This is a genomic window from Actomonas aquatica (assembly GCF_019679435.2).
In the GTDB taxonomy this organism is placed as follows: Bacteria; Verrucomicrobiota; Verrucomicrobiia; order Opitutales; family Opitutaceae; genus Actomonas; species Actomonas aquatica.
The window spans coordinates 844,806-866,309 of record NZ_CP139781.1 but is presented as its reverse complement, the minus strand read 5'-3'; the positions used below and the strand labels follow the sequence as shown (position 1 = coordinate 866,309).

18 protein-coding genes are annotated in these 21,504 nt (G+C 62.6%); 13 read left to right on the top strand and 5 right to left on the bottom strand.

The annotated features are described in order from the left end of the window. Positions 1 to 55 precede the first annotated feature (55 nt). Positions 56 to 2,488, bottom strand: a complete 2,433-nt coding sequence (locus K1X11_RS03300; RefSeq protein WP_221032529.1) for a ribonuclease R family protein — start codon at positions 2,486 to 2,488, stop codon at positions 56 to 58. An 80-nt stretch (positions 2,489 to 2,568) separates the two neighbouring features. Between K1X11_RS03300 and glgA the strand changes: the two genes are divergently transcribed. From glgA to ndk, 8 genes are all read left to right on the top strand, one after another. After that, positions 2,569 to 4,017 (top strand): glycogen synthase GlgA, encoded by a 1,449-nt coding sequence (gene glgA / locus K1X11_RS03295; protein WP_221032528.1) that lies wholly within the window; start codon positions 2,569 to 2,571, stop codon positions 4,015 to 4,017. A gap of 76 nt (positions 4,018 to 4,093) precedes the next feature. Further along, positions 4,094 to 5,551: a cryptochrome/photolyase family protein gene (locus tag K1X11_RS03290; protein ID WP_221032527.1), complete on the top strand. Its 1,458-nt coding sequence runs from the start codon at positions 4,094 to 4,096 to the stop codon at positions 5,549 to 5,551. Between the two features lie 5 nt (positions 5,552 to 5,556). Then, positions 5,557 to 7,149 carry a cryptochrome/photolyase family protein gene (locus K1X11_RS03285; protein WP_225919637.1) on the top strand — a complete coding sequence of 531 codons (1,593 nt, stop codon included), beginning with the start codon at positions 5,557 to 5,559 and terminating at the stop codon, positions 7,147 to 7,149. Between the two features lie 53 nt (positions 7,150 to 7,202). Further along, complete coding sequence (locus K1X11_RS23410) at positions 7,203 to 7,370, top strand: DUF2256 domain-containing protein (RefSeq protein ID WP_221032525.1); 168 nt, start codon at positions 7,203 to 7,205, stop codon at positions 7,368 to 7,370. Beyond that, on the top strand, positions 7,367 to 8,749 hold the full coding sequence (locus tag K1X11_RS03280; RefSeq protein ID WP_221032524.1) for a TIGR01777 family oxidoreductase: 1,383 nt from the start codon (positions 7,367 to 7,369) through the stop codon (positions 8,747 to 8,749). The genes K1X11_RS23410 and K1X11_RS03280 overlap by 4 nt, the downstream gene beginning before the upstream one ends. Further along, positions 8,746 to 9,702 carry an NAD(P)/FAD-dependent oxidoreductase gene (locus K1X11_RS03275; protein WP_221032523.1) on the top strand — a complete coding sequence of 319 codons (957 nt, stop codon included), beginning with the start codon at positions 8,746 to 8,748 and terminating at the stop codon, positions 9,700 to 9,702. The genes K1X11_RS03280 and K1X11_RS03275 overlap by 4 nt, the downstream gene beginning before the upstream one ends. Then, positions 9,702 to 10,934 (top strand): NAD(P)/FAD-dependent oxidoreductase, encoded by a 1,233-nt coding sequence (locus tag K1X11_RS03270; RefSeq protein WP_221032522.1) that lies wholly within the window; start codon positions 9,702 to 9,704, stop codon positions 10,932 to 10,934. Before K1X11_RS03275 ends, K1X11_RS03270 begins: the two co-directional genes overlap by 1 nt. A gap of 65 nt (positions 10,935 to 10,999) precedes the next feature. Further along, positions 11,000 to 11,416, top strand: a complete 417-nt coding sequence (gene ndk / locus K1X11_RS03265) for a nucleoside-diphosphate kinase (protein ID WP_221032521.1) — start codon at positions 11,000 to 11,002, stop codon at positions 11,414 to 11,416. A gap of 74 nt (positions 11,417 to 11,490) precedes the next feature. On the opposite strand, the gene K1X11_RS03260 is transcribed toward ndk, so the two are convergent. Further along, the gene (locus tag K1X11_RS03260) at positions 11,491 to 12,963 is read right to left on the bottom strand and encodes an alpha-L-fucosidase (RefSeq protein WP_225919635.1); all 1,473 of its coding nucleotides are present in this window, start codon (positions 12,961 to 12,963) and stop codon (positions 11,491 to 11,493) included. 56 nt (positions 12,964 to 13,019) lie between these two features. Further along, entirely contained in the window at positions 13,020 to 14,012 is a 993-nt protein-coding gene (locus tag K1X11_RS03255) for a helix-turn-helix transcriptional regulator (RefSeq protein WP_221032520.1), read from the bottom strand. Between the two features lie 69 nt (positions 14,013 to 14,081). Between K1X11_RS03255 and K1X11_RS03250 the strand changes: the two genes are divergently transcribed. Together K1X11_RS03250 and K1X11_RS03245 are read left to right on the top strand one after the other, a co-directional pair. Continuing rightward, positions 14,082 to 14,744: a hypothetical protein gene (locus tag K1X11_RS03250; RefSeq protein WP_221032519.1), complete on the top strand. Its 663-nt coding sequence runs from the start codon at positions 14,082 to 14,084 to the stop codon at positions 14,742 to 14,744. A gap of 54 nt (positions 14,745 to 14,798) precedes the next feature. After that, positions 14,799 to 14,951 carry a hypothetical protein gene (locus tag K1X11_RS03245; protein ID WP_221032518.1) on the top strand — a complete coding sequence of 51 codons (153 nt, stop codon included), beginning with the start codon at positions 14,799 to 14,801 and terminating at the stop codon, positions 14,949 to 14,951. A gap of 91 nt (positions 14,952 to 15,042) precedes the next feature. Here K1X11_RS03245 and K1X11_RS03240 read toward each other — a convergent pair whose 3' ends face one another. Together K1X11_RS03240 and K1X11_RS03235 are read right to left on the bottom strand one after the other, a co-directional pair. Then, complete coding sequence (locus tag K1X11_RS03240) at positions 15,043 to 16,161, bottom strand: DegT/DnrJ/EryC1/StrS family aminotransferase (RefSeq protein WP_221032517.1); 1,119 nt, start codon at positions 16,159 to 16,161, stop codon at positions 15,043 to 15,045. Further along, complete coding sequence (locus K1X11_RS03235) at positions 16,158 to 17,156, bottom strand: NAD-dependent epimerase/dehydratase family protein (protein ID WP_221032516.1); 999 nt, start codon at positions 17,154 to 17,156, stop codon at positions 16,158 to 16,160. Before K1X11_RS03235 ends, K1X11_RS03240 begins: the two co-directional genes overlap by 4 nt. Before the next feature lie 113 nt (positions 17,157 to 17,269). Here K1X11_RS03235 and K1X11_RS03230 point away from each other — a divergent pair, with 113 nt between their 5' ends. From K1X11_RS03230 to K1X11_RS03220, 3 genes are read left to right on the top strand one after another with little or no spacing between them, the layout of a single operon-like run. After that, a complete protein-coding gene (locus K1X11_RS03230; RefSeq protein WP_221032515.1) occupies positions 17,270 to 18,946 on the top strand; it encodes a methyltransferase, TIGR04325 family in 1,677 nt (558 codons plus the stop codon). Beyond that, positions 18,943 to 19,683, top strand: coding sequence for a class I SAM-dependent methyltransferase (locus K1X11_RS03225; RefSeq protein WP_221032514.1), 741 nt, complete (start codon positions 18,943 to 18,945; stop codon positions 19,681 to 19,683). The genes K1X11_RS03230 and K1X11_RS03225 overlap by 4 nt, the downstream gene beginning before the upstream one ends. After that, positions 19,680 to 21,491: a glycosyltransferase gene (locus K1X11_RS03220; protein ID WP_221032513.1), complete on the top strand. Its 1,812-nt coding sequence runs from the start codon at positions 19,680 to 19,682 to the stop codon at positions 21,489 to 21,491. The genes K1X11_RS03225 and K1X11_RS03220 overlap by 4 nt, the downstream gene beginning before the upstream one ends. The last annotated feature ends 13 nt before the right edge of the window (positions 21,492 to 21,504 follow it).

The following is a 21,504-nucleotide window of genomic DNA, read 5'->3' as shown; positions in this document are numbered from 1 at the left end:
AGACGGTGTTTTCTTCAGGTCAATCCGTCTAAAACACTGTTGGCTAGACCGTTATTTAACGACCGCGTTTGCCGCGCGGCTTGGGGCCTTTGCGGTGGGCTTGGGCGCTGGGACGGCCCGTGGGTTTGGCCCCTTGTTTGGACTTGGGTTGCGGTCGGCGTTGCACCGGCGCGGCGAGGCTTTGCGGGGCGTTGGGCGTGTGGATGGGCGCGTCGGGCACGATCTGGAAATCGATCATGCGCTTCACGCGGTCGACCTTGGCGACACTCACGCTGAGACGCGTGTTGAGCGCGAATCGCTGGCCGCTGCGTCGACCGACGATGGCGGTGTTGTCGTCGACGAGTTGGTAGAAGTCGTTGCCGAGTTCGCTGGTGGGCAGGAAACCGAAGGTCATGGACTCGACCAGTTCGATGAAGAGGCCGTGTTGGCGCACGTCGGTGACGACGGCTTCGAAACTGCGCGGGTGGCGTTTGGCGAGTTCGCGTTCGAAGAACTCCAGGGTCTTGATCTTCACGCTCTCCCGTTCGGCTTCCTGGGAGTTGGTTTCGGTTTCGCTGATGTGTTCGCCGAGGCGCTCCATCTTGGCCTGGGTGTAGCCAAACTTGTAGCCGGCCGGCATGGGCCAACCGCCGGAGGTGATCAGGTAATGATCGACGACACGGTGCACGAGCAAGTCGGCGTAGCGGCGGATGGGCGAGGTGAAGTGGGTGTAGTCCTTCTTCGCGAGGCCGTAGTGACCATCTGGAGACGCGCGGTAGGCGGCTTTCTTGAGCGAGCGCAGTAGGGTGGTGCGCAGGGTATGGCCCTGCGGGTGGTCCTTGAGGATGACGAGGAGTTTGGTGACTTCCTCGCGCAGGGTGAGGTCGCCGACGCGGATGCCGTGGGCGGCGAGTTCCTGGCGGAATTCGCCGAGCTTCTCTTCGTCGGGGTCATCGTGCACGCGATAGACCGAACACAGTTTGTGCTGCTTGGTGAGGCGGGCCACGGCTTCATTGGCGGCGAGCATAAACTCCTCGATGAGCTGGTGGCTCTCGTCGTGCTCGATGAGTTCGAGGCGATCGGCGTAACCGTCTTCGTCGACGAAGACTTTGGTCTCGGGCATGTCGAGATCGAGGCTGCCGCGCTTCATGCGATCGCGCCGGAGCTTGGACGCGAGCGACCAGAGGGTGCGGATCCAGTTTTGCAGGTCGGATAGCTCGCGGTCCTTGAGTGAACTGAGGGCGCGGCCGGTGGAGCCGGTCTGGTGTTTCGGGGGCAGCGGCAGGTCACGGGCGGCCTGGATGTCGTCCTCCTTGAGCAGGGTGTAAGCCTGCTTGTAGGTGAGACGCTTGAGGCTGCGAATGACTGTGTTGGCGTAGGCCGTGGCCACGATGCGGCGTTTGCGGTCGAAGGTGAGGAAGACGGTCTTGGTGAGACGGTCCTCGGCTTCGACGAGCGAGCAGAGTCCGTTGGACAACTTCTCCGGCAGCATGGGCACAACGGTGCCGACGAGGTAGGTGGAGTTGCCGCGACGCTGGGCTTCTTTGTCGAGGTTGGAGCCGGGCTTCACGTAGGCCGAGACGTCGGCGATGTGGATGCCGATCTTGATGAGATCATCGGGCAGGAACTCGATGGAAAGGGCGTCGTCGAAGTCCTTGGCGTCATCGGGGTCGATGGTGAAGGTCGGGATCTGGCGATAGTCGAGGCGCGCGGTGAGATCGCGGGGTTGCACGCGGTCGGGCAGGCGAGCGACTTCGGCGAGGACGTCGGCCGGGAACTCGGGATGCAGGTCAAACTTGCGGTAGACGCCCAGGAGCTCGGCGCGGGGTTCCCATTGGCGGCCGAGGCGCTCGACCACGCGGCCTTCCGGGGGGCGATTGGGGTTGGTCCATTCGTGGAGTTTGACGACGACCTTGTCCCCTTCGTCGGGCGGCGGGGAGAGTTTGCCGTCGGCCGGGTCGGTCACGCCGATGTCGTGCACGAAGCGCGGATCGTCGGGGGAAACGTAGTAGCGGCGGCGGATGCGTCGCAGGGTGCCGACCACGATGTCGGAACCGCGATCGAGGATCTCGATGATGCGGCCGCGGGGCTCGTTGGCGCGCGGGTTGCGGGCATTGCGGCGCTGGTTGGGGCGGCGGTCGAGCTGGAGGCGGACCTTGTCGCCGTGGAAACCGTTGGCGGCGTCCTCGGCGGCGATCTGGACGACCTCGGGCACGTCGGCGGGTTCGCCGGCGCGGTTGATGATGACCATGGCGGAGCCGCCGGCGCGGAACTTGAGGGTGCCGGTGAGGGTGCCGTCACCGCGGCCGCCGCCGTGGGCGTCGGGTAGGGCGACGCGGTCACCCTGGACTTGGGTCAGCACGCCTTGGGAAAGGAGGAGCCGGAGTTCGTGGGAGAAGAGGCGGCGTTGTTTTTTGTCGAGACCCAGTTGGCGCGAAAGGCCCGCCTCGTTGACGGGCCGGTAGCCGGGTTGGCGCAAAAGTTTCAGGATCGAATCACGATGTTTCATTCAAAAAAGGGGGGATAGGACAGGGGGTGAAGTGGTGTTTTGCGGTGGACACCGCGGGGAGTTCGTCCGATCCGTGGACGATGAAAATTGTTCACGTGGCCAGTGAGATGTTCCCATACGTGAAGACCGGGGGATTGGCCGATGTGGTAGGGTCGCTGGCACGAGCGTTGGCGCGAAAGAATCACGAGGTGACGGTATTCCTCCCCGGCTACCGCTCGGTGCTCGAACATCCGGAGGTGGAACCGTTGTTGCGGCGCACACGGCGGCTGCGGATCGAGATGGGGGATATGTTTATGACAGGAGATGTGCGAGTGTTTTCTCCCGCTCCCAACCTCACGGTGCACTTGATCTGCCGCGAGGAGTTCTTTGACCGCAAGGCGCCGTATGGCAACGGCGAGCGGGATTACGAAGACAACCACCACCGCTTTATCTTTTTTTGCAAGGCCGTTGTGGAGGTCATGCGGCTGACCAATCTCGATGCCGATGTGGTGCATGGGCACGATTGGCAGACCGGCTTGCTGCCGCTGTTGCTGCGCGCGACCGAGCAGCGGCACCGGGTGAATCTGGCGATGCACACGGTGCACACGATTCACAACCTGGCCTTCCAGGGGCTGTTCCCGATGAAGTCGTTTTACCGCACCAATCTGCCCACTGAGCTGATGGGCATCGATGGCGTGGAGTATTACGGGCAGGCCAGCATGATGAAGGCGGGCATCCTCTTCGCGGATCGGATCACCACGGTGAGTCCGCAATACGCCGAGGAGATCCAGACCAGCGACTACGGCTGCGGCTTGGACGGCGTGGTGCAATTGCGGGCCGATGACCTGCTGGGGATCCTCAACGGCATCGATACCGACACCTGGAACCCCGCGACCGACGCTTTGCTGCCGGGCAACTTCAGCGCGGCGGATTTGGGCGGCCGGAAGCTGTGCCGTTCGGAGTTGCTGAAGAAGGCGGGGTTTGACCCGCGGTTCAGTGGTCCGGTCTTCGGCATGGTGTGCCGTCTGACGGAACAAAAGGGCGTGCAGTTGCTGCTGGCCAACCGGGCCTTCTTCGAACGCGAGAACGTGCGCCTGATCGTGCTGGGTAGTGGCGACGGCCTGCTGGAGGAAGGCATGCAGGAACTGGCCGATGCGTTGCCGGACAAGGTGTATTTCCGCAAGGTGCTCGACGAAAAATTCAGCCACCTCGTCGAAGCCGGCAGCGATTTTTTTGTGATGCCGTCGCTCTTCGAGCCGTGCGGGCTCAACCAGATGTATTCCCAAGCCTATGGTGCAGTGCCGATCGTCACGCGGGTCGGTGGGCTCATCGACACGGTGACGGACATCGACGACGAGCCGGCGGACGGCACGGGTATTTTGATCGAGCCGACGGCGGCGGGATTGGCCGGCGGGCTCGAACGTGCGCTGGATCTGCGCATGGACCGCGCCGCCTACGATGCGGTGCAGCAACGCGGTATGGGGCGGGATTTCAGTTGGGAAAAGGCCGCTGAGGTTTACGACGCGTTTTACGAAGAATTGGGCGCGTGAGCCGGTCGCGGTTCGGGTTGGCGGATGAATCTCGTCCGCCACTTGCACTGCAGACCGGTTTGGTTTCGGTGCCGCCATGTCCAAAGCTGCCCCTACGATCGTTTGGTTGCGTCAAGACCTGCGCCTGCAGGACCACGCGGCGTTGGCCGCAGCGGTGGATCGCGGCGAGGCGGTCGTGCCGGTCTATATTCTCGATGACGCGGCCGAAGGGGCGTGGGCCATGGGTGGGGCCTCACGCTGGTGGCTGCATCACTCGCTGACGGCTCTGGCGGCGGCAATCCAAGAGCGGAGCGGGCGACTGATCGTGCGGCAGGGCAATTCGGCGGAGGTGTTGGGGCAACTGATCAAAGAGCTGGGCGCTGGCGCGCTGTATTGGACGCGACGATACGAGCCGGCTATCATCGAGCGGGACAAACATATCAAAGAGGCCCTCACGCGCGACGGACTCGAGGTGCGGAGCTTCAACGGGGCGCTGTTGCACGAGCCGCACACCGTGCAGAACAAGCAGGGCAAACCGTTCCAGGTTTTCACCCCGTATTGGCGGCATTGCCTCGATATGGACCAACCGAAGGTGGGGCCGGGCGCGCCGAAAGAGTGGCCGCGGCCGGGGCAGTGGCCGGACTCGTTGGAGGTGGCCGACCTGAAGCTGTTGCCGAAACTGGATTGGGCGGATGGCTTCGGCGATCGCTGGACACCGGGCGAAGCGGGGGCCCAGGCGGCGCTACGCGAGTTTATGGGCGACGCCGTGGACGACTATGACGGCCAGCGTGACTTTCCGGGTGTGCATGGCACCTCGCGGCTTTCGCCGCACCTGCATTTCGGCGAGATCTCGCCAGCCCAGATTTGGGCGGCGGCGGAGGAAAAGGGCCGCAGCCGGGGCGTGTTTCCGACCAGCAAGGGCGCGCGGGTGTTTTTATCGGAAGTGGGCTGGCGCGAATTTGCCTACCACCTGATCTATCACTTCCCGCACACGCCAACGCAGCCGTTGCGCGAGGAGTTTGCCGACTTTCCGTGGGCGGATGATCCGGGTGGCCACAAGCTCAAGGCCTGGCAGCGCGGTCAGACCGGCTACCCGATCGTCGATGCGGGCATGCGTGAGTTGTGGGCGACGGGCTGGATGCACAACCGCGTGCGCATGGTGGTCGCGTCGTTTCTGGTGAAACACCTGCGGCGGCCGTGGCAGAAGGGCGCGGAGTGGTTTTGGGACACCCTGGTCGATGCGGACCTCGCCGCCAACACCCTCGGCTGGCAATGGACCTCGGGTTGCGGGGCCGACGCCGCGCCGTATTTTCGGATCTTTGCGCCGGTGTTGCAGGGCAACAAATTTGACGGCGACGGCGACTACGTGCGGCGCTGGGTGCCGGAGCTCGCCAAGCTGCCCGACAAATACCTGCAGGCCCCGTGGGAAGCACCGGCGGAGGTGCTGGAGTATGCCGGAGTGGATCTCGGCGGAAACTACCCGGAGCCCGTCGTTGACCACAAACAGGCGCGAGACGCGGCGCTCGCGGCGTATCAAGAGTTGAAGAAAAACTGAGGCCGATGGGCGTGCGTCACTATCGTCATCTCGTCCTGGTGCTCGGCGACCAGCTGGACGAAGCGTCGGCTGCTTTCGACGGTTTCGATGCAGACCAGGATGGCGTCGCGATGATGGAGGTCGCGGCGGAATCGACGCACGTTTGGTCGAGTAAAATTCGCATCGCGCTGTTTCTCTCCGCCATGCGGCATTTTCGCGATCGGCTGCGGGAGAAGGACGACTGGCCGGTCGAATACGTGGAGCTCGATGACCGGGCCAATACGCAGGCCCTGGACTCGGAAGTGGAGCGCTTGGTCCGGAGACACCACGCTCAGAAACTCATCGCGGTGGAGACGGGCGATTGGCGAGTGGAGCAGCAGTTGCAGGCGGCGGCCAAGCGCGCGGGCGTTGAATTGGAGCTGCGCGAAGACCGTCACTTCTTCAGCAGTCGGGAGGATTTCCGCGTCCACGCCAAGGGACGGAAGCAGCTGCGGCTGGAGTATTTTTACCGGGAGTTGCGCAAGCGTCACGGCGTGCTGATCGACGACGAAGGCAAACCCGAGGGCGGCGAGTGGAACTACGACGCGGACAACCGGGAAAGCTTCGGCAAAGACGGTCCGCCGGCGGACATGAAAGCCCCGATGTCGTTTGCACCGGACGCGGTGACGCAGGAGGTGATCGCGTTGGTGGAGCGCCGGTTTGGCGATCATCCGGGAAATCTGTCGCACTTCGATTGGCCGGTCACGACAGAGCAGGCGCGCCGCGCGCTCACGGATTTTATCAAACACCGGCTGCCGCAGTTTGGGCGGTATCAGGATGCCATGTGGACGGAGGAACCGTGGTTGTTTCACTCGCGCATCTCGGCGGCGATGAACCTGAAGCTGTTGCCGCCGCGTGAGGTGGTGGACGCGGCCGTGGAGGCTTATCGACGCGGTGATGCGCCGTTGGCGGCGACCGAAGGGTTTGTGCGACAGATCCTGGGTTGGCGGGAGTATGTGCGCGGGCTGTATTGGCTGGAGATGCCGGACTACGTGGAGCGTAGCGCACTGCGCGCGAAGGAAGCGTTGCCGGAGTTTTATTGGACGGGGAGATGTGAGATGCGCTGTTTGCGGGACGCGCTCGGACAAACGCTGGAACGGGGTTACGCACACCACATTCAGCGCCTGATGGTGACCGGGCTCTACGGGCTGCTGCTCGGCATCGATCCGCGAAAACTGCACGAATGGTATCTGGCCGTTTACGTGGACGCGGTGGAGTGGGTGGAGCTGCCCAATACGATGGGCATGTCGCAGTTTGCCGATGGTGGGCGCATGGCCTCGAAGCCCTACGTGGCGACCGGCAAATACATCCAACGCATGAGCAACTACTGTGCGGGCTGTGCCTTCGATCCCGCGGAGGCGGTGGGCGAAAAGGCGTGTCCGTTTACGACGTTGTATTGGGACTTTCTGGAGCGGCATGAAACGCTGCTGCGAGGGAATCGGCGCATGCAGTTTCAGGTGCGTAATTTGGATCGCTTGTCGGATGAACGCCGTCGGGCGATTCGCGAGCGCGCCGCGGTCATCCGTAAGGCCGGCGGCGCGGTGCCGGCGCCGGATAAGCAGGAGGAGTTGCCGTGGTGATGGCTAGAAGGCCGGTCACTTGCGTTCGCAGCGAGCGTGAATCCTTTGTGTTCATGTCCCGCATGCGCAAGAAAGCCGATCTGCCGACCAAGGATTGTGTGGTCTGTGGTCGGCCGTTTACGTGGCGGCGGAAATGGGAGCGTGTGTGGGATGAAGTCCTGACCTGTTCGGAACGTTGTCGGCGCGTCCGCAAGACGAGCGGGAAGGAGGGCGTGACGTGAAAACACGCGTGTTTGAACGACGGATACATCTGCCGTGCACCGCCGCCGAGGCGTTCGCCTGGCATGAACGACGGGGCGCGTTCCAGCGCCTCACGCCGCCGTGGGAACAGGTGGAGGTGGAGCAGGAAGGCGAGGGCGAGCACGACGGACAGCGAGCTGTGCTGCGCTCGCGCATGGGCCCCGTCTGGGTGCGTTGGGTGGCGGAGCATTTTGGTTATGAAAAGGACCGCCAGTTTTGCGACCGGCAGTTGGCTGGGCCTTTCGCGTTTTGGGAGCACACCCATCGCTTTGAGCCAGCGGAAGGCGGCGGGTGTTGGCTGACCGATCACATCGAATACCGGCTGCCGCTGGAACCGTTTTCCGGCGTAGCGGAGGGATTGGTGGAAGCGCGTTTGGATCGCATGTTCACGTATCGCCATGCGGTGACGGCGGCTGACCTTGCGGGGGCGCTCAAACGTGATTGCGGGGTGGTCGTGGTGAGCGGGGCGTCGGGGCTCATCGGCTCCGCGCTGGTGCCGTTTCTGCGCACGCAGGGCTGGACGGTTTACACGCTGGTGCGCCGGGCGCCGCGAACGCCGGACGAGATTCGCTGGCAGCCGGCAGAGGGCGGCGACGTGGAGTGGCCCAAAGGGTTCGCCTGCGATGCGGTGATTCATCTCGCCGGCGTTGGCATCGCGAGCGGACGCTGGTCGAGCGCGCGCAAAGCCGCGATTCGTGGCAGCCGTATTCACGGAACCACGACGTTGGTGAAGGCGCTCGCCCGGTTGCCGCGCGCACCGCAGGTGATGCTGAGTGGGTCTGCGGTGGGCTACTACGGGCCGGATGGTCAGGGACAGCTGCAAGACGAAGAGAGCGAGCAAGGAGATGGCTTTTTGGCGGAGGTTTGTGCGGCGTGGGAACAGGCGGCTCGGCCGGTGGAAGCGTTGGGCACGCGGTTGGTTCTGCTGCGCACTGGCGTGGTGCTGAGTCCGGCGGGAGGCGCGCTGGCGAAGATGCTGCTGCCGTTCAGGCTGGGACTGGGCGGTCCGATGGCGGGCGGCAAAATGGACCAGAGCTGGATCAGTTTGGACGATTGGCTGCGGGCCTGCACCTTTGCGCTGGAGAACGACGCGATTAGCGGGCCAATGAATCTCACCGCGCCTTGGCCGGTGCCACAGGAGGAGTTTGCCGATACCTTGGGCAGCGTGCTGAACCGTCCGGCGGTGTTACCGTTGCCGCGTTGGCCGTTGCAGCTCGCGCTCGGTGAAATTGCTGATGAAGCGCTGTTGGCCGATGCGCGGGTGCACCCGACCGTTCTGTCACAAAACGGTTTCAACTTTTTGCATCCGTCGCTTGAGAAAGCCCTGCGGCATGTGCTCGGTAGGAACACTGGTCTATGAGAAACCGCACGATCGTCATTGGCGCCGGAATTTCCGGTCTGCTCTTTGCCCGCGAAATGAAGTCGCGGGGGGCGAACGTGCAGGTTTTGGAGAAGAGTCGTGGCGTGGGCGGACGCATGTCGACGAAGCGCATTGGCGATGCGGTCTTCGACCAGGGCGCACAGTTCTTCAACGTGCGGGATGAGTATTTCGAAGCATTGGTCGAATGCTGGGGGCGACACGGCGCGATGGCCCGCTGGGGCGGCGAGGACTCCAATCGTTGGGTCGCGCGACCGAGCATGACTGGCCTCGCCAAGGCGTTGGCCAAGTGCCTGCCAGTGCGCATGCGCCACAAGGTCTCTTCACTCAAACGCCATGACTGCGGTTGCTGGGAAATCGACGTGGAAGGCGAGGGCATGCTGCACGCAGATCGGTTGATCCTGAGTTCCCCGGTGCCGCAAAGTCTGGCGCTTTTGGATGCCGGGGGCGTGATGCTGCCGACCGGCGTGCGGGAGGACTTGGAGCGCTGTGATTATTATCCCTGCCTCGCGTTGATGCTGGTTTTGGATCGTCCCAGCAACGTGCCGGAGAACGGACTCGAACTCACTGACGGGCCAATTCGCTGGGTCGTGGATAACGTGAGCAAGGGCATCAAGCAGGGCGCGAAAGCGGCTATCACGGTGCACTTGGATCGGAGTTTTTCTGAGGACCATTATGGCGACTCGGAGGCGGAGGTTTTTGAGCAAGTGTTGCCGGCTTTGCGCCCGCTGTTGGGTGACGCGCTGGTGGAGTCGCGCGCTTTGCATCGCTGGCGCTTCAGTGAGCCACGCACGCAGCATCGGCAGCGTTGCGTTTGGTTGCCGGAACTCGGTCTTGGGTTTTGTGGCGACGCGTTTGGAGGACCTCGAGTGGAGGGAGCGGCGATATCGGGCCTTGCCTTGGCGCGCACGATTGCGGCATCGCTGGAGGTGTAATGAAAAACGTTGTCATCGTGGGCGCAGGTTTGGCGGGTTTGACCTGCGCTCGGCGTCTGCAGGTCGAGGGTGTAACCTGTCAGATCATCGAGGCCAGCGACGGCGTGGGAGGTCGCGTGCGCACCGATGTGGTGGACGGCTTTCGCTTGGATCGCGGTTTTCAGGTGTTGTTGACGGCGTATCCGGAGGTGCAGCGCTGGCTCGACCTGAAGGCGCTGGATTTGCAGGAATTCTGGCCGGGGGCGAAAGTCTGGAATGGTTCTGATTGGGCGACGGTGGCGGATCCGCGGCGGCGTTGGACAGACCTGTTTCGCAGCCTCTCGGCCGATATCGGCAGCGCTGGCGACAAACTCAAGGTGGTGCAGTGGGCGTTGCAGGCGGCGCAGGGCGACGAAACTTCGCACTGGACGCAGCCGGAGACGACGGCGCTGGCCGCGTTGCAGCGTCGGGGTTTCAGCACGCAGATGATCAACGCGTTTTGGCGGCCGTGGTTGTCAGGGATTTTTCTCGAGGATGAATTGAGCACGTCCAGTCGCATGCTGGAGTTTGTCTTCGGCATGTTTGCCCGCGGAGGCACGGCGGTGCCGGCTAAGGGGATGGGCGAGATTCCGCGCCAGTTGGCGGGGGGCCTGCCGGAAGGAGGCATCACGCTGAATGAACGCGCCACAGCGGTTGAACCGGGACGCGTCTGGACCGAGTCGCGCGGTGCGTGGCGGGCAGATCACATTGTTTTGGCGCTGGAACCCGGAGCGGCGGCGAAGCTCGGAGTGGAGGACATGCCCGCACGATGGAACGGTGCGCGGTGTTTGTATTTTGCGGTGGAGGGACGCCAAGAGCGTAGTCCGTTGCTGATGCTCAACGGCACGTCGAAGGGCATTGTGAACCATGCCGCTTGGATGGATGCGATCGCCCCGGATTACGCGCCCGCGAACCGCTCGCTACTGATGGCGGGGATCAAGGCCTCGGTGCAGGGCGATGAGACCGATATCGAACACGCGGCGCGCGCGGAGCTGGCACAGTGGTTTGGCGAGCGTGAGGTCGCCGGGTGGAAGCTGCTGCGTCACTCATGGGTGCCACAAGCGCTGCCGATGCGCCAACAGCTCAACCGAATTGAAACAGGGCCGATCGCGCCAGGCATTTGGCGCTGCGGAGATGCATGTTCGACCGCGTCGATTCAGGGAGCGATGGAGAGCGGACGGCGCACCGCGGAGCATATCCTGCGCTGGGTGTAGTTGATTATTAAGCCGTGAAAATGAGCTAGCCTTATGGGTGCTGGCTTGGTTCAGTCCGCGGTTTTATGGACAAGACATTCATTATCTTTAAGCCCGATTGCATGGAAAAGGGTCTCGTTGGCCAAGTGCTGGCTCGCTTCGAAGCGGCCGGTTTTTCGTTGGTCGGCGCCAAGATGATCCAGCTCACTTCGGAGAAGCTCCGTGAGCACTACGCGCACGTCGCGGACAAGCCGTTCTACCCCGAGATTGAGAACTTCATGAGTTCTCGCCCGGTGGTGGTCGCCGCCCTCAAGGGTGAAGGCGTGGTCGCCAAGGTGCGCGAGCTCCTCGGCCCGACGGATTCCACCAAGGCCCCGCAGGGCACCATCCGTGGTGACTTCGGCACCGACATGATGGTCAACGTGGTGCACGCCTCCGACAGCGACGAGAACGCCAAGATCGAACTCGCTCGTTTCTTCGAGGAGTCGGAGATCTACGGTTAATCATCCGTTCTCAGGATTCGTTTTGCGACCCGCGCCCCAGTCGGCGCGGGTTTTTTGTGGGCGGTGCTGGGGAATCACTCCAGCGCGCCGGCGAGTTTGAAGACGTAGGCCGCGCGACCACCGTCACGACTCACATCGAGATCGGGAAGCGTGATGAGGGTATCGTCGCCCTCGGTGGTCCATGCGAGCGGCGTGGCATAGCCCAGAAGCGTGACGAGGGTGTCGGTGGCCGGGGTGAGATCGCGGATGCGCAGCTGGGTCGGCGGTAGCGCGGGGCAGATCGCAAAGAGGTCGGAGCCCTGGCGGGTGAACATGAGTTCTTTGACGGCCATGCCGGCTTCGGGGGCGACGGTCAGTTTTAGGATGTCGTAACCGGATTTGTATTGGCCGCGTTCCTGGTCGCGCACCGTGCCCGCACTCCATTGGGTTGAGCGTATCCACGGGCGGGTGCCGTAGATCGCCTCACCGTTGATCGCGAGCCAGTCGCCGATATCGGTGAGGCGCTGTTGCATGATGACAGGGATGCGACCGTCGGCGGTGGGACCGATGTTGAGCAGGAAGTTTCCGCCGCGACTGACGATGTCGGCGAGCATGAGAATGAACTCACGTCCGGTCGTGTAATCCGCGAGGTTCTCCGTGCGGCTATAGCCGTAGGAATGGCCCATGCCGCGGTTCTCCTCCCACGGATACGTGGCGTCGGCCATGCCGGAACCGTATTCAGTGGTATAATACCCGCCGTGGGCGTGGCGCGTTTCGGAGCCCCAACGATCGTTTACAACCACATCGGCGGCGGCCGGGGACTCGTTGAATAACCACGCGAGGAGTTCGGGCGAACGCCAGGTGGCCGAAGGGTGATCCCATTCGCCGTCGGAGAAAATCACGGCAGGTGCGTAGCGCGTCACCACGTCTTTGAACTGAGGCATCATGTGTTCGGCGACGTAACGTTCGGGGTCTTCGCGGTAGAGTGGGTTGAACCATTCGTAGAGCGAAAAATAGATGCCGAATTTCAGTCCGGCTTCGCGTGTCGCGGTCGCGATATCGCCGAGCACGTCGCGTTGAGGACCGACCTCCACCGCGTTCCACGGGCGACCCCATGTGCGGGAGGCCTCGGCACTGGGCCAGAGGGCGAAGCCGTCGTGGTGTTTGGAGGTCAGCACAACGTAGCGGGCTCCGGAGCGGGCAAAGAGCTGGGCCCAGGCTTGAGGATCAAAAAACTGCGCGGTGAAATCGGGCGCGAAGTCGCGGTAGTCGAAGTCGGGACCGTAGGTTGCGTTGTGAAAGGCTTTGACGGCGGCGTGGTCGGGCCGGCTGCGGTCTCGGAGCGCCATCCAATACCATTCCGCGTATTGTTTCTCCGCAGAGAAGGCGGGCACGGCGTAGGGGCCCCAGTGGATGAAGAGGCCAAACTTGGCGTCGGACCACCACGCGGGGTTGGGCCGGGCATCCAGCGGTGCCCACGGGTCGGATACGGGAGAGTCAGCGAGCGAATGGGGAAGAGGGGCGGCGCACATGGCGAGAAGGCCGCAGACGAGGCGGAGTTGTTTCATGGGGTGGGGTAAAACGAGAGCCTGGGGACGAAACGGTATGGGGACAAGGGGGCGCTTCAGTTGTAGCGGGCGGCCATCGCTGCGGTGGTTTGGGCGAGTTGGTTGCGGAGTTCGGTCGGAGCCAGCACCTCGGCCTGGTCGCCCCAGCCGAGCACCCAGCGCTCAATCTCGACGAGCGAACTGAGGCGCAGGTGCAGATCGACCGAGCCATCGCGGCGCCGTTCGAGGCGTTGAGATTCGTGCCAGTCGCGTTCCTCGATGCGATGGGCGACGGTGGCGGCGAAGCGGATGTGGATCGCGAAATCACCTTTACCCTCCACGACCCCCAGAGCCGATGAGAAAAAGGCGGACGGATCGAAATCGGCGGGGAGTTCGAAGCGGGTGCGAGTGAGGTTGACTTCGCTCATGCGAGGCAAGGCGAAGGTGCGCAGGGCCGCGCGCGCGCAGTCGTAGGCGACGAGATACCAGAGATTGTCGCGATGGGTGAGATGGTAGGGGCGCACGCGGCGCTCTTCGGTCGCGGATTCAGCGCCCGGCTTGCGATAATTGAAGGTCACTTCGCGGTGTTGGTCGCGGGCTTTTTGCAGGGCGTCGAAGGCGGCGGCATTGGTGCGACCTTCGCCGAAGTGACGAAAGGAAACCGCATCGTGATCGTCGGCGGTGATGTCGACGGTGCCTTTGAGGTTGGCGGTCAGCTTATCAAAGGTCGCACGCAGACGGTCGAAGAGCGGGGTGCCGCGAAGGGGCTCCAGAGCGCGCTCGGCAACAAAGAGGGCGACCGCGTCGCCTTCGCTCATCTGCACGGTGGGGAAGGCTTCGACAGGGGCGGTGTAAGCGTAGGAGTGCGCGGCGCGATCATACTCGAGGGGCAGGCCGAGGCGGTCGCGCATGTGGTCGATGTCGCGCTGGATGGTTTTGCGGGAAACCTCCATCTCGCGGGCCAGTTGGGTGCAGTTGACGGCGTCGCCATCGCGAAGCCGTTCGTGAATGCGAAGCATACGTTCGACAGAGAAGCGGGAGCGGAAGCCGGCAGCGGAATCGGGAGGCATGGAAGTTTTTTGAGGAATTTTCTGGTATGGGACAACCTATGTCTCACCCCCACGCGTAGGATGCGCGGCATGAACTTCACCACTCGCCGCCGTTCTTCCTCGTCCCGCTCCTCCCAAAACCGCCGTCGCGCGAGCAACGCACCCGTGCCGCCGCGCCACGGACCGGAGCTGTTGTGGTATCACCACGGGGTCGGGCATCGGGTGACGATGTGGCCCGAGGTCGCGTTTGAGAAGGAAATCGCCCCGGGCCTGTGGCGCCCCTACACGCCGGACCCGCGCAGTGACTCGTTCTGCAACGGGGCGGTGTCGCTGACCAAGCGCCAGTGGAATGCCTACCTGGAGTTCTGTCCGAGCGAATGGGGGCAGCTGGTGGAGCGGTTCAGCTTCCATCGCCTGCATGCGCTGGCGGCGTTGGCTTACACCCCGGCGCTGACGGAGGACTTTCTGGAGAACCCGGTGATCGCGCTGCTGGTCGCGGCGCATGCCGATCTGCGCGAAAGCCTGCCGGAGTGGGCCGAGCTCAACGCGGTGCGGGAGCGCGGCACGATGTTTGCGGTGCTGGAGTGGCTCGGTTTCCCGTCGACTCGCGCCTGCCTCGATCATCTCGATCGACTCGATCCCGACCTGCCGGTGCGTGATCTGACGCGAGTGCGTGCGATCCTCTGGCAGCATCACGAGGCGGCGGCTCGTCCGGTGGCCCCGGCCAGCCAAGGCCACGCTTTGGCGGCGTGAGCCTCACTACCCGGAAAGCGGGAACCGTTTGGCGGGAAACTGTTCAGTGCAGGTATGGCCTCTGAAAAACAAATCCACCCGAAGAAAGACGTGTCCTCGACCGAAGAGCAGAAGCGCCGGATGCGAGAGTTTCGCAACGAGTTGGAAAAGGGCACCGAAGCGCAAGATCACTCCGCCCGCCCGGACCTGAGCCGAGGCAGCGACTGAGGGGAGTGAACCCAATTTAAACAACTCAAGCCGGTTCGGTTTTTCCGAACCGGCTTTTTGCATCATGGATGAGGGCTGTTGATGAGGCAGCTCAGGCCTGCAGCGCGCTGATAAGCTCGCGGCTGACTCGATCTACGTGGGCTTCTTCGAGCCCCGGATAGATTGGCAGGCAGAGGAGTTCCGCACAGCAGCGTTCGGTGACGGGCAGCGACAAATCAGGTTGAGCGAAGGCGGGCTGGCGGTGGATCGGTTCGGGGTAGAGCACGGCGGTCCCGACGCCGGCTGCGGCTAGGCGCGTTTGCAGCGCATCTCGCTCAGAGGCGCGCACGACGAACTGGTGATAAACGTGATGTGCCTTGGGAAGCTCCGACGGTAGCGTTACCAAGTGCGAGACCTCGGCTAGTTGCTCGAGGTAGCGTTGGGCGATCTCGCGACGGCGTTGGTTGAACGCCGGCAGATGGGGCAAAAGCGTGCGCAGAACCGCGGCTTGAATCTCGTCCAAGCGGCTGTTGCGGCCGCCGGAATCGGTTGCGACGTAGCGCTGTTGCCAGCCGTATTGCCGCAGCGCGCGCGCGCGTTCGGCCACGGTGAGGTCGCGGGTGACGATCGCTCCGCCGTCGCCGAGACAACCGAGATTTTTGGTGGGATAGAAGCTGAACGCGGCGGCCTGGCCCCAACTTCCCACGGGGCGGTCCGCCCAGGTTGCGCCTACGGCTTGGGCACAGTCTTCCACGACGGGGATGCCGTAGCGGGCGGCTAAATCACAGATGGCAGTCAAGTCGGCCGGACCACCATAAAGATGCACGGGCACGATGGCCTTGGCCGAACCGCTTTGGAGCGCGGTCGCGAGGGCATCTGGGCACATGTTAAAGGTCGACTTATCCACCTCGACGAAACGAGGGCGCGCGCCGATAGCTGCGATGGCGCTGGCGGTAGCGGTGACGGTATTGGCGACCGTGAGCACTTCGTCTCCCGGGCCGACGCCGACGGAGCGTAAAGCCAGTTCCAAAGCGTCGGTGCCGTTGGCGACACCGACGCAGGCCTCGGCACCAATAAAGTTCGCAAATTCTGCCTCGAACGCCGTCACCTCGGCGCCGAGCACGTAGCGGCCACTTTGCAGGACTCGCTCGATCGCCGCCTGCAGTTCGGGCATGAGCGGCGCCAAGCCGGCTTGAGGATTGGCGACGGGAATGAAGCTCGCGGTTGTCATGCGTAGTGAGCGAGCTCGCGCTGGAAGAAGGAAACCGTGCGTTGCAGGGCGGTTTTCAGATTGGTGCGGGGGGCCCAGTCGAGTGTTTCGCGCAGAGCGGAGTCGTCGGCGTAGTAGTGGCCGATATCGATGGCTTTGCGCGCGGCGGGAAAGCGACGTTGGCGGTAGCTCGAACCGGGAACCAAGGCCACAAGCTGATCGGCCAAATCCTTGAGGTCTATCGGGGCGCAACCACCAACGTTGAAGACGCGTCCATCGGCGGCGGAGGAGGCACCGCAGAGTAGAAAGGCCGATACGGCATCATCGACGTAGCTAAAGTCCCGCAGCTGGTCACCGCCCCACACCTCAAACGGTTCCCCTTTGAGGGCCTGGCGGATCCAAATGCCAAGGAAGGTTTGGCGGGCGTCGCGGATACGCATCCGCGGACCGATTGTATTGGTCAGGCGCAGCACCGAAGTTTTGAGGCCGTAAACCTGATGGTAGAGCAAATGGTAGTGTTCGCCGGCGAGCTTGTTGATGCCGTTCACATCCACCGGATTGAGCGGATGTTTTTCATCCACCGGCAGGTATTGAGGTTTCCCATACAACTGACGCGTGGAGGCAAAAACGATGCGCAGGTCGGGATTGTGATGGCGGCAGGCCTCGAGGATGGAGAGCTGGGCGCGGGCATTGATCTCGAGATCGGTGTCAGGATCGGTCATCGAGTCCATGTGACTGGTCTGCCCCGCAAGGTTAAAGAGCACGTCCTGGTCTTTGACGAACACCGGCATGGCATGGCGGTCGCGCACATCGGAGATGTTGACGGTGACCTTGGAGGCAATGCCGTGGAGGTTGCGCCGGTTGCCGCCATATTCGGGAATCAGTGAATCAACGATGGTGACCCGGGCGCCCTGCCGCACGAGCGCGCGGGCCAAGTTGGAGCCGATGAAGCCCAGTCCGCCGGTGATGAGCACACGGCGACCGGCGTAGTTCGGTCCGCGCGAGGTAAATGGCATAGGCGGGAGGGCAATTTATCTGCTCCGCGGATACAAACGAAATAGCGCGTCCAGCGGCAATCCGAGACTTGCTATGCCCTTAGTGACGATGGCCTTATCTCCGCGCTCCGCTGATGGCCCAACGCATCCCCGTAGTCTTGTTCGCTTACGCCCGCCCAAAACACCTCGAGCGGGTCTTAAGTTGTCTACGGGAGAATGAGGTTCCGCTGATTCTCGCCTTCGCAGATGGCGCGAAATCCACGGATTCTTCCGAATCCGAAGACGTCACAGCTGTCCGACGTTTGCTACGTGCGGTTGACTGGACGGAGCTGAAGTTGATCGAGCGGGATAACAACATGGGGCTCGGTCCCAATGTGCTGGACGGCGTGACCAGGGCGGCGGCGGAGTATGACGCATTCGTAGTCTGGGAGGATGATTTGATCTGTGTGCCAGGGACGTATGCGTGGCTGTGTGCCGCTCTGGAACGCTATGCCGATAATCCGAGCGTGATGAGCGTCACCGCCTGGAACCATCCCCGAGTGACCCCGGAACATGTTGCGGAGGGTTCGTATTTCGATCGTCGGGCGGAGTGTTGGGTCTGGGGGACCTATGCCCGCGCCTGGGCGGGTATGCCAAACGAAGTCGCGGAAGCCAAGATGCAGGCGGCACGACAAATGGGTTGGGGCTCCTCCGACTACGGGGCTGATTTGCCGATCATGGCGCGTGACGAAGCAGTGAAACGCACGTGGGCATCGCGGTGGCTGTATCATCATCTTCAACACAACGGGCTGTGCCTGCGGCCGACACGGTCATTCGTGGAGCACATCGGGTTCGACGAATCCGCCACCAATGCGGCGGCGGCGACGGCTTGGCGCAACGATTCGTTGCCGCCGAATGCCGAACTCCCGACGCAGTGGCCAGAGGTTGCGGAACACCCCGATTGCAGGCGTCTATGGCAAAAGGCCTGCCCGCGGGAAACGTGGACGCAGAAATGGCGACGGCGCCTTCGTGCGCGAATGCCCGCTGCTTGGGTGGAAACGATCCGCCGTCGTCGAGGCGTTGCCGGCTTCTACGGGGACTACTCGGACTATCCGGCGGCGAGAGCGGCATCGAGCGGATACGCGACGGATGCAATTCGCCAGCGGGTCGTGGCTGCCTCGCGGGCGGTGCGGGATGGAGCGGCGGCGTGGGAACGCGATACGGTCCTGTTCGATCATCCGGCGGTGAATCAGCCTCTTCTGGCGGCGCTGCAGCGTGCGGCCGCCTCCAGGCGAGGCACTCTGCGCGTGGTGGACTTTGGTGGCGCGTTGGGCAGTGTCTGGTGGCAGCACCGGCGCGAGCTGACAGAGCTCGGTGAAGTAACGTGGCACGTGGTGGAACAAGAAACCTTGGCGGAGATCGGGAAGCAGGAATTCAGCAACGAATCGCTGCATTTCTATTCCAGTCTGGCGGCGTGCTGCGCTGAGGCCACGCCCGACGTGGTTCTGATGTCGGCCGTGTTGGCGTATTTGCCTGACCCCTACGAGGCCCTCGCCTGCGTTGCTCGAAGTGGCACCGAGTGGGTTATTCTAGACCGCTGTGGGTTCACGCGCGGAGGAGGCGATCGATTGACCGTGCAACAGGTGCCCCGGGAAATCTATCGAGCGAGCTATCCCTGCTGGTTTGTGGATCGAGAGAGAGTGATCGGGCTTTTGGGCGCCGAATGGGTCTTGCGGGACGAGTGGGGGACCATTGACGAAGGGGGGGAGTGGTTTGAGTTTCGCGGCATGTTATTCCAGCGCGCCAACCGCAACCAGAGGACTCCGGCTTGAGAACGCGACTCGCCAAATGGTATGCGGCTCAGCACTACGAGCCGGGGGCGTGGGGCTGGCTGGTAAATCCGTTTTATCTGGCGCGTCGGGCGCTGCATCGGAATTTGAAGGAAATCCTTCCGCGCCTAAGTGGCGATTTGTTGGATGTGGGCTGTGGGACCAAGCCTTATCGAGCGTTGATCCGGGCGCATCGCTACGTGGGGCTCGATTACGATACGCCGCTACGACGGGGAGCCGGCGATGCGGATGTGTTTTACGATGGCGGGGTATTCCCATTTGCCGACGCGGAGTTCGATCACGTGCTGTGTTCACAGGTGTTGGAGCACGTGTTCAACTCCGACGAGTTTTTACAGCAAATCGCGCGTGTGCTGAAACCGTCGGGTGATTTGGTGCTGACGGTGCCGTTCGTGTGGGATGAGCATGAGCAGCCGCACGACTTCGCACGCTATTCATCATTCGGGCTTCGCGCACTTTTGGAAAGGGCCGGTTTTGAGATCATTGAACACCGTCGAACGCTTTCTGACCTCAGGGTGCTGTTTCAGCTTTTTAATGCTTACCTGTTCAAAGTGACGCTGAGCCGGCACCAGCGCCTCAATCAGCTGTGCACCCTTGTTTTCATGGCACCGGTCACCTTGCTGGGAATGCTTATCGGACGCGTTTTTCCGCGAAACACAGACTTCTTTCTCGATCACGTAGTGGTCGCGAGGAAGCGCGTCTTGAACTCCGAGCCTGTATGACGATTTTCTGCACGTATTGCGACCAGGGTTACGCGGCCCGCATGCTCTGCCTGCATGACTCGCTCGCGACCGATGGGAGTCCATTTAAACTCTATGTGTTGTGCATGGATGAGCCGACGATGCGGGTGGTGCAGGCGGAGCGGTCGCACAGCCTCATCGCGATTTCGTGGCAGGAACTGAAGCGGGCTGATCCCGATTATGCGGCGACCGAGGCAACGCGAAGTCCGGTGGAGTTCATTTTTACCACAACGCCGGCGTGGGTGAATCACTGCTTTCGCCTGGAAACTGAAGCCGAGGCCGTAACTTACCTCGATGCCGATTTGTGGTTTACCGGGCCGTTTTCGGAAGTGTTGGCGCAACAAGGTGAGGCTTCCATCGGGATCGTGCCGCATCGCTTTCCAGCACGGCTCAAGGTCAGGGAGCAATATGGCATCTATAACGTCGCGTGGGTTTCCTTCCGTCGGAATGAAGCCGGTTTGGCGTGTCTGGCTTGGTGGCGCGAGCGCTGCATCGAATGGTGCGAGGATGCGGTCGACGGTGAGCGCTTTGCCGATCAAGGATATCTCAATTCCTTTGGGAAACTCTTTTCCGGTGTCACCGTGCTGGAGTCGCCCGGAATCAACGCGGCGCCGTGGAACGTGCGCGAATACAAGCTGCAACTTAACGAGCGGCAAGGTTTGGACATCGGTGGTGAGCCCTTGCTGTTTTACCACTTTCAAGGGGTGCGGGAGGTTGCTCCCGGGTGGTTCGAACCTGGACTCAGAGCCTATGGGACCGAATTGACGGATGAGCTGCACCATTGGCTCTATGCTCCGTATCTGGAGCGGTTGGCCCGGCGTCAGGCGGAGTTGCGGCGATTTGGGATCATGCCCGCATTCCGTAATGAACGACTGAATACCAGCAGATCCTGGCGCGACCAATGGGAGCGCGTCAAACGTCGGTATGTGTTGCCTTGGTGGGGGCGCCTGATGCAGCGATTGGTGCACGCACCGGAGCCCGTGCAGGCGTTCCCCATTCTGGTCGTGACCCCGACTTTGGGGGACTCGCCTTGGCTGGAGGAAACGATCGACAGTGTGGCGACGCAAACGATGCCATGCCGACACGTTCTGGTATGTCCGCCCGAAAAGGTCTCTGCGCTCCGCCAACGTTTTCCCGGCACCGAGGTTTACCCGGAGCCCGGTGGAGGGATGTATGCCGCGATCAATGCGGGTTTGGCGGCGGCCGGCGAGTGGGGCGCTTTCACCTACATCAATGACGACGATGTGCTGCTGCCCGGATTCTCCAAGGTCGCCAAGGCCGCCCAATCGGGTGAAGCCGCGGTATTCTACGGTGGAGTGCGACTGATCAACACCCGGGGAGAGCGCACCGGGGCCATTCCCATTTCGCCTTGGAGCAGGCTCAACCGTCGACTTTACGCTCAACGGGTGGAGCCGGTGTATCAACATGGGACTGTTTTTACGCGCGCGGTCTATGACCGTATTGGTGGATTTGATACGGATCTTAAATTCTGCGGTGACTCTGAAATCCTGGCGCGGGCCTGCGTATCCGGCGTCCGGTTTCGGCGAGCATCCTTTGGGGTGGTGGCGGCATTTCGGCTCCGGGCAGGGCAGCTCACCAAGAATTTGCCGGTCATGTTGGCGGAGCACCATAAGCTCTACGACAAGCACCGTTTGCCGGCAGCGAAACTGGGTTTAAGTCATCGCTTGGCTCGGGCCGTCTTTCTAGTCGGAAACCTTGGCGTGTATCTCGAGAGGATTCGCCGCCATGGATTCATCGGTTTTGGTGAGGTGCTCGCCAAGGTCGAGTGACCGAAACCGAAGG